Below are 14,540 nucleotides of genomic sequence, written 5' to 3'. Positions count from 1 at the left end.
CCCTTACAAATCGTGATGCAGGTACGCCGCCTGTTTAGGCAGGCGCAAGCTGAACAGGAAGGCCACCGCCATCATCGCAGTGACGTACCAATAGAAGGTGTTTTCCATGCCGATGGATTTCAGGCTCAGTGCGACCACTTCCGCCGAACCGCCAAACACCGCGTTAGCCACGGCATATGCCAGGCCCACACCCAAGGCACGCACCTGGGGCGGGAACATCTCGGCTTTGACCAGGCCGCTGATGGAGGTGTAGAAGCTGACAATCGCCAAGGCCAGGGTGATCAGTACAAACGCCAGGAACGGGCTGGTCACGGTTTTCAAGGTCAACAGGATCGGCACAGTGAACAAGGTGCCAAGGCCGGCGAACCAGAGCATGGAATTACGTCGCCCGATCTTGTCGGCCAACATGCCGAACAGCGGCTGCATGCACATGTACAGAAACAGCGCGCCGGTCATGATGTAGCTGGACGTCTTGGCGTGCATACCGACAGTGTTAACCAGGTACTTCTGCATGTAAGTGGTGAACGTGTAGAAAATCAGCGAGCCGCCAGCGGTGTAGCCCAGCACAGTGATGAAGGCTTTGCCGTGGTCACGGAACAGCGCGACGATGCTGCCGGCGTCCTTGTCCTGACGCATTTCCTTGCTGGTTGTTTCTTTCAGGGTGCGACGCAGCAGCAGGGAGATCACCGCGGCGATGGCGCCGATTACAAACGGAATGCGCCAGCCCCAGGCACGCAGTTCTTCTTCGGTGAGGATCTGTTGCAGGATCACCACCACCAGCACCGCCAGCAACTGGCCGCCGATCAGGGTCACGTACTGGAACGAAGCGAAGAAACCGCGCTGGCCCTTGAGCGCAACTTCACTCATGTAGGTCGCCGTGGTGCCGTATTCGCCACCCACCGACAAGCCCTGGAACAGCCGCGCCACCAACAGCAGCGCCGGGGCCCAGGCACCGATGTCGTTGTAGGTGGGAAGGAAGGCGATGACCAGGGAACCGGCGCACATCATCAGCACCGAGATCATCATCGAGTTCTTGCGCCCGTGCTTGTCGGCCACCCGGCCAAACAGCCAGCCGCCGATCGGCCGCATCAGGAACCCGGCGGCGAACACACCGGCGGTGTTGAGCAGTTGCACCGTGGGGTCGTCCGAGGGGAAAAACGCCGGGGCAAAATAGATTGCGCAGAAGGCGTAGACGTAGAAGTCGAACCATTCGACCAGGTTGCCGGAGGAAGCCCCGACAATCGCAAAAATCCGTTTGCGGCGTTCTTCTCCGGTGTAGTGACTCGTTGTTGTTGTCATGGTTTTTTACTCAGTGGGAACGGTTATAGCCTAGACATACTTTGCAACAACCATGTTCCGCAAGCAGACTTTTGGGTATGTAGTGACTGGGAGGGCCTCATCGGGAGCAAGCCCCCTCCCACATTGGTATGTATTCACAAGTCCAAATGTGGGAGGAGGCTTGCTCCCGATGGGGCCCTACAGCCAACTCAGTAATCGAAAAACACCGTTTCCTTATCTGTCCCCTGCAAAATCACATTCCACTGATGCACGCCCTGCGTATCCGGCTTGGCAATCAACGTACCGCGACGCTCGGCTGGCACACACGCCAGCAGCGGGTCATCGCCATTGAGTGCCTCACCGTCAAAATAAATCCGCGTCAGCAAGTGCTTCACCAGCCCGCGGGCAAACACCAGCACCACCAGGTGCGGCGCCTGGGTGGTGCCCTTCAAGCCAGGAACGGCACCCGGCTTGATGGTGGTAAAGCGGAAGCGCCCCTCGGCATCCACCGGCACCCGGCCAAAACCTTCAAAGTGCGGATCGACCGCCTTGTCTTGCTCGTCCTCAGGGTGGTCATATTTACCGGCAGCATTGGCCTGCCAGACTTCCAGCATGGCGTCGTTGACGACATCACCGTTGCCGTCCACTACCTGGCCGCTGATCGCCACGCGCTCGCCGAGTGTGGCGGCTACAGTCATGTCTTCGCGGTTCAGCCAGGTCAGGCCAATGTGGTAATACGGCCCGACGGTGTGGGACGTGGTCGCGTTGAGTGTCATCTCATTTCTCCATCGGCGTAGCGTCGCGGCCGCGCAGGACGATGTCCCAGCGGTAACCGAGGGCGTAGGAAGGGACGGTCTTTTCCAGGTCGAAGCGCGCGATCAGGCGTTCCTTGGCCCGCGTATCCGGCACGCAGTTGTAGATCGGGTCGTATTCGAGCAATGGGTCGCCAGGGAAATACATCTGCGTCACCAAGCGCGTCAGCACACTGGGGCCGAACAGCGAAAAATGGATATGCGCCGGGCGCCATGCATTGTGATGGTTGCCCCACGGGTAGGCGCCGGGCTTGATGGTTTGGAACTGGTACCAGCCATCGGCGTCGGTAACGGTGCGCCCGGTGCCGGTGAAGTTCGGGTCCAGCGGCGCGTCGTGCAGGTCACGCTTGTGGTTGTAGCGCCCGGCGGCGTTGGCCTGCCAGATCTCCACGAGAATGCCCGGCACCGGCAGGCCATTCTCATCCAGCACACGGCCATGAATGATGATGCGCTCGCCTTGGGGCTCGCCTTCATGCTGGGCGGTCAGGTCGTTGTCCTTGTCATTGATGCGCTCGGCGCCGATCGTCGGGCCGGTGATTTCGGACAAGGAATGGGGCAGGAACACCAACGGCTGGGACGGCGAACGCAGGTTCGTCGACTGATACGCCGGGTGCAGGTAATCAGGTTGAGTGCCCGCTTGCGGGCGCCGGTAACCAGGCTTGTCACTCATGGAGCAATCCTCTTTTATTAGACGCGTTCAATCGCCAGGGCCAGGCCTTGGCCGACGCCCACGCACATGGTCGCCAGGCCTTTGCTGCCGCCGGTTTTTTCCAACTGGTGCAGGGCCGTCAACACCAGCCGCGCACCGCTCATGCCCAGGGGATGACCCAGCGCAATGGCACCGCCGTTCGGGTTGACCTGAGGTGCATCGTCGGCAATACCCAGCTCGCGCAGCACCGCCAGACCCTGGCTGGCGAAGGCTTCGTTAAGCTCGATCACGTCGAAGTCGGTGACCGCCAACCCCAGGCGTTCCACCAGCTTGCGCACCGCCGGCACCGGGCCGATACCCATTACGCGCGGTGCGACACCGGCACTGGCCATGCCCAGCACCCGGGCGCGCGCGGTGAGGCCGTGTTTCTTGACGGCGTCGGCGGATGCCAGAATCAGCGCGGCGGCACCGTCATTGACCCCCGAGGCATTGCCGGCGGTGACGGTCTTGTCCGGGCCGTTGACCGGCTTGAGTTTGGCCAGGGCTTGCAGGCTGGTGTCACGCGGGTGTTCGTCGTGTTCCACCAGGGTTTCGCCTTTTTTATGGGCAACCCGTACCGGCACTATTTCCTCGGCGAAGAAACCGGCGGCTTGCGCAGCGGCGGTCCGCTGCTGGCTGCGCAAGGCGAAAGCATCCTGGTCGGCGCGGGAAACCTGGTAGTCGTCGGCGACGTTATCGGCGGTCTGCGGCATGGCATCCACGCCGTACTGGGCCTTCATCAACGGATTGATGAAACGCCAGCCGATGGTGGTGTCTTCCAGCTTCATGCTGCGCGAAAACGCAGCATCGGCCTTGCCCATCACGAACGGAGCACGGGACATCGACTCGACACCTCCAGCAATCGCCAGCTCCATTTCGCCACTGGCAATAGCGCGAAAGGCCGTGCCGATGGCATCCATGCCCGAGGCGCACAGACGGTTGAGGGTCACGCCCGGAATGCTGTCCGGCAGCCCCGCCAGCAACAGTGCCATGCGCGCCACGTTACGATTGTCTTCGCCGGCCTGGTTGGCACAGCCCAAAAAGACTTCGTCCACCGCGTCCCAGTCCACCGACGGGTTGCGCTCGATCAGGGCCTTGATCGGCAGCGCCGCCAGGTCATCGGCACGCACCGTGGACAGCCCACCGCCGAAACGACCGATAGGTGTGCGAATGGCATCACAGATAAATACCTCGCGCATCAGGCTTCTCCCGGTGCTTGGCCATGGGCGGCGGCGGTGCGGGCTTCAAGCTCGCGCAGCGCGGTCAGTTCTGTCTCGGTCGGTTCTGCCGTGGTGCTGACCTGGTCGGCAAAGCGAATCGCCCAGCCGGTGGCAGCGACCACTTGCTCGCGGGTCACGCCGGGGTGCAGCGCGGTGACCACGAACTCATGGCTGCCCTCCTCCGGTTCCATGATGCACAGGTCGGTAATGATGCCGACGGGGCCGGCACCGGGCAGGCCAAGACGCTTGCGTGAGTCGCCACCTTCGCCGTGACCGACGGAGGTGATGAAGTCCAGTTTGTCGACAAACGAACGGGACGACTGTTTAAGGATGATCAGCACGCTCTTGGCGGAACCGGCGATCTCCGGCGCCCCACCGGCACCCGGCAAACGCACTTTGGGCTGGTGATAATCACCGACCACGGTGGTGTTGATATTGCCGAAACGGTCGACCTGGGCCGCACCGAGAAAGCCCACGTCAATGCGCCCGCCCTGCAGCCAATAGCGAAAGATCTCACCGGTGGGCACCACAGTGTCGGCGGTCTCGGCCAACTCGCCATCGCCGATTGACAGCGGCAACACGCTGGGCTTGGCGCCAATCGGGCCGGACTCGTAGATCAGCACTACATCGGGTGAGGACGTCAGCCGCGCCAGGTTGGCGGCCTTGGACGGCAGGCCGATACCGACAAAGCACACTGAACCGTTCTTCAAGCGGCGTGCAGCGGCGACGGTCATCATTTCATTGGTGGAGTAGGTCATTACTTGGCCTCCTGCGCGGTGGCCAGCTTGGCCTGGAACTCGCTGAAATCAGCAGTGCCGTGGATGAATTCATCAATCCAGGCGGTAAAGGTCCCACGGTCGCGAGCAATCGGGTCCCACGCCTGGTAGAAGCGGTTATCCCGCTCGTTGTAGCCGTGAGCGTAGGAGGGATGTGCACCACCCGGCACATGGCACACCGCGGTCAGTGCCCAGGTCGGCAACACGCAACTGTTCATCGGCGCATTGAGGTCATCGACGATTTCTTCCACGGTGACAATGCAACGCTGAGCCGCAAGGGCCGCTTCCTTCTGTACCCCGAGAATGCCCCAGAGCAACACGTTGCCCTTGCGATCGGCTTTCTGCGCGTGAATCACGGTGACATCCGGACGTACCGACGGCACCGCCGCCAGCACTTCGCCGGTGAATGGGCACGTGACGGTCTTGATCAGCGGGTTGACCTTGGGCAAGTCGGAACCAGCGTAGGCACGCAGCACCGCGAACGGCAGGCCCGAGGCACCGGCGACGTAGGCATTGGCCAAGTCGGCGTGGCTGTGTTCTTCGATCTCCAGCGGTTGCGGCCATTGCTTCTCCACCGCGTCGCGCAACCGATGCAGGGAGCCCACACCCGGGTTGCCGCCCCAGGAAAAAATCAACTTGCGCGCGCAGCCGGCACCGATCAATTGGTCGTAGATCAGGTCGGGCGTCATACGCACCAGCGTCAGGTCTTTCTTACCCTGACGAATGATTTCATGACCTGCGGCCGTTGGGATCAGGTGGGTAAAACCTTCGAGAGCGACGGTATCGCCGTCGTTCACAAAGCGCTTGACCGCATCACGCAGGGTGAGGATTTCAGCCATGGGGTTGGGCTCCCGGTGTTGATCGAAAAAGGCGCTGAGGTGGCGCCGAAGTGCTTGAAGATTAAGCCGGGGAAATGGGCCGAACAATCCGATAATCGACTCAGCGTTCGATTATCGAACAGATTGTTGTCTAGCTAATCGTCTAAGCGAACGCAATTCAAATGTGGGAGGGGGCTTGCTCCCGATAGCGGTGGATCAGCCAACAAATTTTTTGACTGACACCCCGCAATCGGGAGCAAGCCCCCTCCCACATTTGAGTCCCATCAAGGCTTAAGTGGCGTCGGCGTGGCTGACCATGCCTTTGATCAACACGGCTGCAGTGGCGAGTGCCGCCGGAATCACCAGTGCCGTGAGCACCTGCTCGAAATTCCAGCCCAGGCCCAGCAAGGTGGCCCCCATCCACGCACCCAGGATCGCGCCGAAGCGGCCAATGCCAAGCATCCACGACACACCGGTGGCACGCCCCTGGGTAGGGTAAAAACGTGCGGCCAGGGACGGCATCGCTGACTGCGCACCGTTGACGCACATCCCGGCGATCAGCACTAACGTTGCCAATAAAGTGATATTGCCAAGGCTTTGCCCTACCGCGTAGGCAAACACCCCGGCCAGCAGGTAGAAAGTCCCGATCACTTTGTGCGGGTTGAACCGATCCATTGCCCAGCCCACGCCCACTGCGCTCAACACCCCGCCGAACTGGAACAACGCGCCGATAAATGCCGCCTGCTCCATGCTGGCGCCACTGTCGCGCATCAAGGTGGGCAGCCAACTGGTCAGCAGGTAAACAATCACCAGGCCCATGAAGTAAGTGAGCCACAGCAGCAAGGTGCCGGCACTGTAGGTGCCCGAGAAAATCACCGCGAACACGTTGCGAGCCTTGACGGTTGCTTGCTCCGGCACGCTGAAGCTGCCGGCCTGGGCCACGATATTGGGCTCAATGGGTGCCAGGGCCTTGCGTACCTTGTCGGTACCGCGATTACGCACTACCAGGTAACGCGCCGACTCCGGCAGCCACACCAACAGCACCCCCGCGAGGATCAATGGCAGGATGCCGCCGATCAGCAACAAGCTGTGCCAGCCAAACGCCGGGATCAACTTGGCCGAGATAAACCCACCACCGGCCATGCCCAGGTTGAAACCGCAAAACATGCTGGTGACCAACAACGACTTATGACGCTCGGGGGTGTATTCGGAGAGCAAGGTCGTGGCATTGGGCATACCCGCGCCCAGACCCAGCCCGGTCAGAAAGCGCAGCACCAGCAACTGGTCGACATTGGTGCTGTAGGCCGAGGCCAGGCTGAACGCGCCAAATACCAGTACCGCGCCGACCAACACGACTTTGCGGCCAAAGCGGTCGGCCAGCGGGCCGGACCCGAGTGCGCCGAACACCATGCCGATCAACGCGGCGCTCATCACCGGGCCAAGGCTGGCGCGGTCGATGCCCCAGTCCTGGGACAGGGCCGGCGCAATAAAACCCATCGCCGCCGTATCGAGGCCGTCAAGAAAGACAATCAGGAAACACAGGATCACCACGCGCCACTGGTAGCGTGACAATGGCTGGGTGTTGATAAAGGACTGCACGTCCAGGGGGGTACCGACAGAAGGCTGATTCATTATTTTTATTCCACACCGATGGCGGGCCGATGACCTCAGGTCATCATTATTGTTAGGCGGCGCTTTGAAGCGCTGCCGCACATTAATAAGCCAGGGGAAACACCGTCAATCGAGCCGACCGGGATCTGTGCGGTCACCGAACAGCTTAGGCAAACAGTTGCGCGCTCAACTCACGGCTGGCGGTGAGCATACTCGGCAGAAAACGCTGTTCCAGCTCGCTGCGGCTGACGCGCCCGGCATGGGTGCTGACGTTCAGTGCGGCCAACACCTGGCCGGATGCGTCATACACCGGCACCGCGATGGAACGCAGGCCCTGCTCCAATTCCTGATCGACGATGCACCAGCCTTGCTGACGTACCTGTTGCAAGCATTCGAACAAGGCTTGGGGAGTCGTGAGCGTGCGGCTGGTCTTGGTTTGCAGGTCTGCGTGGTCGAGGTAATCCTGCAGCGAGGCATCATCCAGGGCCGCCAGGAGGATGCGCCCCATGGACGTGCAATAGGCCGGCAGCCGACCGCCGACTGAAAGGTCCACGGAAATCAGACGCTGAGTCGTGGCCGAACGTGCGATGTAGAGAATATCGTCGCCTTCAAGGGTGGCCATGTTGCAGGCTTCATGGAGCTGCTCGCTCATGCGGTCCAGATAAGGTTGGGCCGAGACGGCCAACGGTGTGGACGACAAATAGGCATGACCGAGCGTCAGCACTTTAGGCAATAGCGAGTAGGTACGCCCATCCGTGGTGGCGTAGCCGAGTTTGATCAAGGTATGCAGGCAACGGCGCACAGCGGCGCGGGGGATTTCCGTGCGGTGGCTGATCTGGGCGATGGTCAGGTGACGCTTGCGCTCCTGGAACGCTTGCACCACGGCCAGGCCACGGGCCAGGGACGTCATGAAGTCCGGATCACCGGTGAACGCCTGGATGCGCTTGGCCGGTGAAGCCACGATCGGCGGCGCCACTGATGCGAAGGAGTTGCGCAATTGATCGTTCATTTCCAGGGTCCTGTCTCTTGTTCTTACCACGGGAGGGTTGGCCGCTATTACAAGCCGTGCCGATCGCGATGCACAAGCCAGCGCCAGCAACATTGGGCGATTATCGGACGATCATGCGATTATCGCAATTTGTCAGGCTAGGGCAGCCGCCGCCGCCGCCAAGTTTCAGATTTGCCTGATGACCTGGGAAGTGCGCAGATTTACGCTTTTATTTAGAACAGGTGGCGACAATATGATGACGCTGTTCACAAATAGTGATGCCCACCCATAACACCCTCCCCTGCACCGTTGACGCTTTTTAACTTTATGATGATAGTGTTATTCAAATGCGCCGCTATAATGCAACCTGTGCAGAGGTCGGCCCGGTATCACTATCGGGATGGGAGCTCGCCAGGCGCTGGAGGACGTAAGCCGCGCCGGCCGCAAGTAGCCGCTTAAAAGAACTGCCCTCAGGCCTGCTTTTCAAGTTGAACGGTTTTCTACTGTTTTATTTGGAATCGCCCGAGGACGACTGTTGAAGCGCGACACTGCGCAATCAATAAACTTCACACAATTAGGTAATACTGTGACGAAAGATGAACTGCGCGCCGAACTTGAGCGCCAGGAGCAACGTTACAAGGACGTCTACGGCGGGGAAGTCACCACCTACGCCGCGCAACCTGAGCCGGAACGCAAGCCATGGCGCAAACGCGCCAGCCTGCTGGATCAGGCATTTGCCCAGGAAATCCAAAAGATCGAACAGGAACTCAAAACCGAAGAGCCATAAGCGCTTCGGTGCGAGTAGGCTGGGCCCTGCTGTCTCTGCCGGTCCACCACCGGCAGGGAGCCCCTCGCGTCAGCGCCCGTTGGTCAGTCACCTACAGCCGCGCACGAAATTTCATACAAATGTTTCAGGCATGACGTTTTCATGACAAATGCCGGCCTTTTGCGGCCTGCGCTTTATAAATCAAAGACTTGCCAAAGCCCCGAAAACCCTGGGATGCGTCCGTTTTGCCCGGGCTTGTGCGACGAAGATTGTTACCGATGAGCAGTCAATGCATCGATTACCGATGTTTTCTGGCATAATCGCGCCCCCTTACGACCGGGTCAGAAAACCTTCATGATCGATTTATTCAGCGGACTGGATGCTTGGGTTCTAGTGAGCCTGCTGCTCGCCCTGGCCTTTGTCCTCGCCTTCGAGTTCATCAATGGCTTTCATGACACCGCTAACGCGGTGGCCACAGTCATCTATACCAAAGCCATGCCGCCACACCTGGCGGTGTTCTTCTCCGGGGTCTTCAATTTCCTCGGCGTGTTGCTCGGTGGTGTCGGTGTCGCCTACGCCATCGTGCATTTGCTGCCGGTGGAGTTGCTGATCAATGTGAACACCGGCCATGGCCTGGCGATGGTCTTCTCGTTATTGGCGGCGGCGATCACCTGGAACCTGGGCACCTGGTACTTCGGTATTCCCGCCTCCAGCTCCCACACCCTGATCGGCTCGATCCTCGGTGTCGGCCTGGCCAACGCCCTGATCAACGACATCCCCCTGGCTGACGGTGTGAACTGGCAGAAGGCCGTGGATATCGGTGCGTCCCTGGTGTTCTCGCCGATGGCCGGCTTCCTGGTCGCAGCCCTGGTGCTGATCGGCCTGAAGTGGTGGCGCCCGCTGTCGAAGATGCACAAGACCCCGGACCAGCGCCGCAAGCTCGACGACAAGAAGCACCCGCCGTTCTGGAACCGCCTGGTATTGGTGATCTCGGCCATGGCCGTGAGCTTCGTGCACGGCTCCAACGATGGCCAGAAAGGCATCGGCCTGATCATGCTGGTGCTGATCGGTATCGTGCCGGCGCAGTTCGTATTGGACCTGGGCAGCACCACCTACCAGATCGAGCGTACCCGTGACGCAACCCTGCACCTGAACCAGTTCTACCAGCGCAACCACGAGACCCTCGGCGAGTTCCTGGCCCTGGGCAAAAGCGTGAAGGATGATCTGCCGGGCAAATTCCGCTGCAACCCGCAGCAGACCGAGCCGACGATCAATGCGCTGCTGGGCACCTTGAAAGGCGTTTCGGACTACCATTCACTGACTGCCGACCACCGCATTGAGGTACGCCGCTACCTGCTTTGCCTGGACGACACCGCGAAGAAAGTCGGCAAGCTGCCAGGCCTGGATTCCCGCGAGAAGTCCGACCTCGACAAGCTGCGCAAAGACCTGACCGCTACTACCGAGTACGCCCCCTTCTGGGTGATCCTCGCGGTCGCACTGGCCCTGGGCCTGGGCACCATGGTGGGTTGGAAACGCGTGGTACTGACCATCGGCGAGAAGATCGGCAAGCAAGGCATGACCTATGCCCAAGGCATGTCGGCCCAGATCACCACTGCCACCATGATCGGCTTCGCCAATATTTTCGCCCTGCCGGTGTCCACCACCCACGTGCTGTCTTCGGGCGTCGCGGGCACCATGGTTGCTAACAAAAGCGGCCTGCAAGGCGGCACCGTCAAGACCATCCTGATGGCTTGGGTATTGACCCTGCCAGCCACCGTGGGCCTGTCGGCCGGGTTGTTCTGGTTGGCATCCAAGGCATTGGGCAACTGACTGATAGCCACTGGCAATAAAAAAGGTGCGATCCGCGAGGGTCGCACCTTTTTTTATATTCACTTTTAGAGAAAAACCGAGCAAAAAAAAGGGCGACCGAAGTCGCCCAAAATGCCTTGCGTGCCCATGTAACCCGGAAAGACTTAAGGTTTTTTACGCTTGTTCGCGTCCTTCCAGATAAAAAATCCAAACCCTACAAAAAACAGCACCATGAGGCTGACAGTCAGCACTCCGGCAAAAACCACATTATCGAAAAACATGACCGGCCTCCTGCACGTGCCCTGTTGCGATAGGGCTAAGTTAATGGAGAAGACGCAGCGGGAAATTGACCGGGATCAATGTCGCCCGTAACGGGGCGTAAAGAAGGGTAATAACTGACCTGCATCAACAGATGCAGGCTGTTTCAACGCTTTTTCGGTTTGTTCTTCGACTTCTTCTTGGGTTTGCCCAAGGGCATGGCTTGTTCAAAGGCTTGGCGCACTTCATTCAAGCGTTTGTCATTGAGGTCGTGCACGCGCTTGGCGCGTTCGGCATTCAGGTCGATCAGCTTGTCGTCATCACTCATGGCTTGGCTTACGTCGTGGCGGGAATGGCCCAATAATGCGGCCTGCCCCGCCCGACGGCAAATCAGCGGGCGACAAAATGCAGGTCATCGACCAAAATCGGCACTTTCCCCCTTACCCAGGAGGCGCCATCCGGTGGCCTTGCACAACGACCTTCCACCGCTGCTGGCCCTGCGCGCCTTCGAAGCCGTGGCACGGCACTTGAGTTTTATCAAGGCAGCGAACGAGTTGTCGGTGACCCAAAGTGCGCTGAGCCATCAGGTGCATAAGCTCGAACAGCATTTGGGCAAACCGCTGTTTATCCGGCGTACGCGGGCGATTGACCTGACGTTGGACGGGCAACATTACTACGATCAAATCCGCCCGGCCCTGGACGCCATCGCTACTGCGACACGCAGCCAACGGGGTGTACCCAGCACCAGCGTGTTGCGCATCGGCGTATTGGCGTCTTTCGCCACGCTATGGCTGGCACCGCGTCTGGCCGAGTTTATGCAGAGCTACCCGCATATCCAGGTGGAGTTGCTGCCCGCGATTCAACTGGCCAATGTCGCCACGGCCGAAGTTGACCTGGCCATCCGTTACGGCAAGGGCGATTGGCCCGACGTGCAGGCCACGCGCCTGATGGCCGAAACCTTGTCACCCGTGTGCAGCCCTGCGTTCAAGGCCAGCCAGGTAACCAAAGGCCCCCTACTGATGGCGACCTCGCACCGTCCTTTCGAGTGGACGGATTGGGCCGCCCATTACCAGGTCAACCTCGATCACCACCCCAGGGTGATGCTGCATGACTACAACATCGTGGTCGAGGCTACCGTGGCCGGCCAAGGTATCGCCATGGGCCGCCATCGCCTGATCGAACGCAGGCTCCAGGACGGCAGCCTGGTGGAGGCCTTTGACTGGCCGCCCTATCACAGCGAAATCGGCTATTGGCTGATCGCTCCCCAGGGCCCACTCGGCGAAGCAGCCGAATGCTTCAGCCAGTGGTTGAAGCACCTGTGTGCGGATGAGTGAGTTTTTTCGATACGTCGATTGAGATCTATCCGTTTGTCGCCCATCGCAACAGCCAACATGCTCAAACCTCCTGAACCCAGAGGTTTTCAGCATGACCGATTCCATTCGCCAACGCGTACACACACTCGGCCTGACACTGCCCACACCCAATCAACCAGCTGCCAATTACATCAACCATGTCGTCAGCCAACACCAGCTGTTCATTTCCGGGCAAATTCCCATACTCGATGGCAAACCTGCCTACATAGGCCGGCTGGGCGATTCCCTCAGCGATGAAGAAGGCGCCCAGGCGGCGGAACTGGCGGCGCTGGGCCTGCTGGGGCAATTGAGCGATGCGCTGGGCGATGACCTGTCGCGCGTGGTGCGCATCCTGCGTCTGGGCGTCTTCATCGCCAGCAGCGCTGATTTCCAGCGCCAGAGCGTGGTCGCCAATGGCGCCTCGAACCTGCTGGTCAACGCCCTCGGCGACAAAGGCCGGCACGTACGCACCGCCGTAGGCGTCAGCAGCTTGCCGGCTGGCGTCGCCGTGGAGGTGGATGCCATTTTCGAGCTGCAGCCATGAGCCCGCTGGACGTCCAACAACTGCGGGAGGCCACGCCCGGTTGCCAGTCGGGCCTTGTGCACTTCAACCATGCCGGGGCGTCCTTGCCCAGCCAGGCGACGCTGGACGCCATCATCGAACAGTTGCAACATGAAGCCCGCAACGGCCCGATGGAAGCCGGCGAACAGGGCGCCGTGCTGGTGGAAAACGCCCGCCGCGCCGCCGGGCAACTGCTCAATGCACCGCCCTCCTCGATTGCCTTCGCCAGCAGTGGCTCAACGGCCTGGAGCATGGCGTTCCAGGCCCTGGGGCCTTGGCGGCCGGGCGACCGCATCCTGGTGGGGCGCCATGAATGGGGCGGCAACCTGGCGAGCATGGAGTTGGCCGTGCAAGCGGGCGCGCGCGTGGAAGTTATCCCCTGTGATGCCACCGGCGCGGTTTGCCCGGTAGCACTGGAAGCGATGCTCGACGCCCACGTGAAGCTGATCGACCTTGCCTGGCTGCCGGCCAACGGCGGCCTGATCAACCCGGCCCAGGCCATCGGCGAAGTGGCTCGTCGTCACGCCATCCCCTACTTTATCGACGCAGGCCAAGCCGTCGGCCAATTACCGGTGGATGTGCAAGCGTTGCAGTGTGACGTGCTCAAATCCGCCGGCCGCAAACACCTGCGCGGCCCGCGCGGTACTGCACTGCTGTATGTCAGGCCGGATTTTCTTGGGCACCTGAACCCGGCCCAACGCGACGTGTTTTCGGCGCCCTGGACCACCGACGGCTTCGACCTGCGCAACGACGCCCGGCGCTTCGAAACCAGCGAAGTGTCCGTCGCCCTGCTGGCGGGCTTGGGCAATGCATTGCAAGAGATCAATCGACTGGGGATCGAGCGGGTGTGGGAAAGGATCTCGCAGACCAGCGCCCGAATCCGCGAAGCGCTGCATCAGATACCTGGGATTAGCCTGCATGACCTGGGCAGTAAACATTCGGGCTTGATCGCTTTCAACCTGGCCGGCTGGGATAGCTTTGAACTCAAGCGGCGCTTGGGGTTAAAGCGCATCAACATCGGTGCCAACGGCGTGGCCTATACGCCGCTGGATATGCAAGCACGTGGGTTGCGCAGTATTGCGCGCCTCTCCGTCAGCCCACTCAACACCGATGACGATATCGAACTGTTGATCAAGGCCCTGCATGAATTGAGCGCTTAAACCTCGATGTCCACCCACAAGCCCTGGCGCGGCGCATCTTCGATCAGCGGCGCCACGGGCACCGTGTTGTCGGCATTGAGCAAGTCACCGGGGATAGGCAAATGCTGCTCGACGTCATCGTCGGCTTCTCGCCGACGCTTGTGCTGCTCCTGCTGACGACGCTGCTCTTCGCGCAACAGAAAGGTCGATTGCTCGGCATCGCCTTTTTTCAGGTCGATCGTGCTCTCGCTGGAGCCCGGTTGAACGGGCACCACCGGCGGAATATCCGGCTTCTGGCGTGCCGGATCGAGTTGCGACGTGACCGGCACAACACTGACGGGCAGCATGGGTGGCAGCATGATAGTTATTCTCCTGATCAACAGGCTGTCGGCGGGTTGCAGGGCGACTTGAGCACAGGCTCGCCAAGCTGTGACTCAGTCGACACTCGCAAGTGCCCGCCACC

Annotated in this window: 16 protein-coding genes; 5 read left to right on the top strand and 11 right to left on the bottom strand. The window is 60.5% G+C overall.

Annotation, left to right across the window (positions count from 1 at the left end):
- Positions 1–3 precede the first annotated feature (3 nt).
- The 8 genes from E4P00_RS00760 to pcaR form a co-directional block, all read right to left on the bottom strand.
- Positions 4–1,299, bottom strand: a complete 1,296-nt coding sequence (locus tag E4P00_RS00760; RefSeq protein ID WP_032877321.1) for an MFS family transporter — start codon at positions 1,297–1,299, stop codon at positions 4–6.
- 188 nt (positions 1,300–1,487) lie between these two features.
- Positions 1,488–2,054, bottom strand: coding sequence for a protocatechuate 3,4-dioxygenase subunit alpha (pcaG, locus tag E4P00_RS00755; protein WP_078820502.1), 567 nt, complete (start codon positions 2,052–2,054; stop codon positions 1,488–1,490).
- A gap of 1 nt (position 2,055) precedes the next feature.
- Positions 2,056–2,760 (bottom strand): protocatechuate 3,4-dioxygenase subunit beta, encoded by a 705-nt coding sequence (pcaH, locus tag E4P00_RS00750; RefSeq protein WP_005785874.1) that lies wholly within the window; start codon positions 2,758–2,760, stop codon positions 2,056–2,058.
- A gap of 17 nt (positions 2,761–2,777) precedes the next feature.
- On the bottom strand, positions 2,778–3,980 hold the full coding sequence (pcaF, locus tag E4P00_RS00745) for a 3-oxoadipyl-CoA thiolase (protein WP_179119797.1): 1,203 nt from the start codon (positions 3,978–3,980) through the stop codon (positions 2,778–2,780).
- Positions 3,977–4,756, bottom strand: coding sequence for a CoA-transferase subunit beta (locus tag E4P00_RS00740; RefSeq protein WP_005785870.1), 780 nt, complete (start codon positions 4,754–4,756; stop codon positions 3,977–3,979). The genes pcaF and E4P00_RS00740 overlap by 4 nt, the downstream gene beginning before the upstream one ends.
- The gene (locus tag E4P00_RS00735) at positions 4,756–5,613 is read right to left on the bottom strand and encodes a CoA transferase subunit A (protein WP_005785868.1); all 858 of its coding nucleotides are present in this window, start codon (positions 5,611–5,613) and stop codon (positions 4,756–4,758) included. The genes E4P00_RS00740 and E4P00_RS00735 overlap by 1 nt, the downstream gene beginning before the upstream one ends.
- Before the next feature lie 270 nt (positions 5,614–5,883).
- Positions 5,884–7,224 carry an MFS transporter gene (locus tag E4P00_RS00730; RefSeq protein ID WP_032877324.1) on the bottom strand — a complete coding sequence of 447 codons (1,341 nt, stop codon included), beginning with the start codon at positions 7,222–7,224 and terminating at the stop codon, positions 5,884–5,886.
- Between the two features lie 145 nt (positions 7,225–7,369).
- Positions 7,370–8,212 (bottom strand): pca regulon transcriptional regulator PcaR, encoded by an 843-nt coding sequence (pcaR, locus tag E4P00_RS00725; protein WP_032877325.1) that lies wholly within the window; start codon positions 8,210–8,212, stop codon positions 7,370–7,372.
- 565 nt (positions 8,213–8,777) lie between these two features.
- Here pcaR and E4P00_RS00720 point away from each other — a divergent pair.
- Both E4P00_RS00720 and E4P00_RS00715 read left to right on the top strand, forming a co-directional pair.
- Positions 8,778–8,978: a hypothetical protein gene (locus E4P00_RS00720; RefSeq protein ID WP_003189295.1), complete on the top strand. Its 201-nt coding sequence runs from the start codon at positions 8,778–8,780 to the stop codon at positions 8,976–8,978.
- Positions 8,979–9,311: 333 nt separating this feature from the next.
- Positions 9,312–10,787 (top strand): inorganic phosphate transporter, encoded by a 1,476-nt coding sequence (locus E4P00_RS00715; protein WP_003189291.1) that lies wholly within the window; start codon positions 9,312–9,314, stop codon positions 10,785–10,787.
- A 143-nt stretch (positions 10,788–10,930) separates the two neighbouring features.
- On the opposite strand, the gene ccoM is transcribed toward E4P00_RS00715, so the two are convergent.
- Together ccoM and E4P00_RS00710 are read right to left on the bottom strand one after the other, a co-directional pair.
- Positions 10,931–11,047 (bottom strand): cytochrome c oxidase subunit CcoM, encoded by a 117-nt coding sequence (ccoM, locus tag E4P00_RS28950; protein ID WP_019817835.1) that lies wholly within the window; start codon positions 11,045–11,047, stop codon positions 10,931–10,933.
- 143 nt (positions 11,048–11,190) lie between these two features.
- The gene (locus E4P00_RS00710) at positions 11,191–11,352 is read right to left on the bottom strand and encodes a hypothetical protein (protein ID WP_005785860.1); all 162 of its coding nucleotides are present in this window, start codon (positions 11,350–11,352) and stop codon (positions 11,191–11,193) included.
- A gap of 133 nt (positions 11,353–11,485) precedes the next feature.
- Here E4P00_RS00710 and E4P00_RS00705 point away from each other — a divergent pair, with 133 nt between their 5' ends.
- From E4P00_RS00705 to E4P00_RS00695, 3 genes are all read left to right on the top strand, one after another.
- Positions 11,486–12,358: a LysR substrate-binding domain-containing protein gene (locus E4P00_RS00705; RefSeq protein WP_248130492.1), complete on the top strand. Its 873-nt coding sequence runs from the start codon at positions 11,486–11,488 to the stop codon at positions 12,356–12,358.
- 91 nt (positions 12,359–12,449) lie between these two features.
- On the top strand, positions 12,450–12,920 hold the full coding sequence (locus E4P00_RS00700; RefSeq protein WP_216090850.1) for a RidA family protein: 471 nt from the start codon (positions 12,450–12,452) through the stop codon (positions 12,918–12,920).
- Complete coding sequence (locus tag E4P00_RS00695) at positions 12,917–14,098, top strand: aminotransferase class V-fold PLP-dependent enzyme (protein WP_078820498.1); 1,182 nt, start codon at positions 12,917–12,919, stop codon at positions 14,096–14,098. Before E4P00_RS00700 ends, E4P00_RS00695 begins: the two co-directional genes overlap by 4 nt.
- On the opposite strand, the gene E4P00_RS00690 is transcribed toward E4P00_RS00695, so the two are convergent.
- A complete protein-coding gene (locus E4P00_RS00690; protein WP_005785853.1) occupies positions 14,095–14,436 on the bottom strand; it encodes a hypothetical protein in 342 nt (113 codons plus the stop codon). The genes E4P00_RS00695 and E4P00_RS00690 overlap by 4 nt on opposite strands.
- Between the last annotated feature and the right edge of the window lie 104 nt (positions 14,437–14,540).

Origin of the sequence: Pseudomonas sp. B329, from assembly GCF_023127835.1 — a bacterium.
GTDB lineage: Bacteria > Pseudomonadota > Gammaproteobacteria > Pseudomonadales > Pseudomonadaceae > Aquipseudomonas > Aquipseudomonas synxantha_A.
Note: the sequence above shows the minus strand (reverse complement) of the source record. Positions and strands in the feature narration are given on the sequence as shown.